This is a genomic window from Massilia sp. CT11-108 (genome assembly GCF_047302915.1).
Lineage (GTDB): Bacteria > Pseudomonadota > Gammaproteobacteria > Burkholderiales > Burkholderiaceae_D > Telluria > Telluria orientalis.
On sequence record NZ_JBKYMO010001180.1, the window covers coordinates 1 to 562 of the forward strand.

A 562-nucleotide genomic window follows, 5' to 3' on the forward strand; every position below is an offset into this window, starting at 1 on the left:
TCGCAGCCTTCGAAATCGCCCGAGCCGGACATCTCCAGGTCCAGTTCGCGCGCGCTGCCCGACAGCTTGACGTTGCCCGGCCCGCGCATGCGTGCCGTCACCTTGCTCGCGCGCAGGCCGTCCGCTTCCAGGTCGCCGGAGCCGCCGGCCTGCACGGACAGCGTGCCGCTCACGTCGGCCAGTTCCACGTCGCCCGGACCGTTCAGCGCCAGGTCGACGTCGCCGGCTTTCAGGTGCTGCAGCTCGAGGTCGCCGCTGCCGCTGGACGTCACGGTCAGCTGGCGCACGGTGCCGCTCGCGTGGACGTCGCCCGGGCCGTTGCCGGCCAACGTGAAGCGCTCGGCGTTGATGCGGTCGATCTCGACGTCGCCGCTGCCGGCCACCGTCAGGCGTTTCAGGGCAGACGCGCCGATGCGGACGGTGACGGTCTCGCGGCGCTTGCCGAAGTTGAAGAAGAAACCGTTGCGCTGCACGGGCCGCACGACGAGCGTGTCGCCGCGCACGACGGTCTCGATCTCGGCCAGCTGCTTGCGTTCGCCGCTCAGTTCCAGCGACGGCTTCG

1 protein-coding gene is annotated in these 562 nt (G+C 70.8%); it reads right to left on the reverse strand.

Features of this window, described 5'->3' with window-relative positions:
* Positions 1–562 (reverse strand): GIN domain-containing protein (locus tag ACEN88_RS33850; protein WP_413346743.1); only part of this gene is annotated, 562 nt, incomplete at both ends.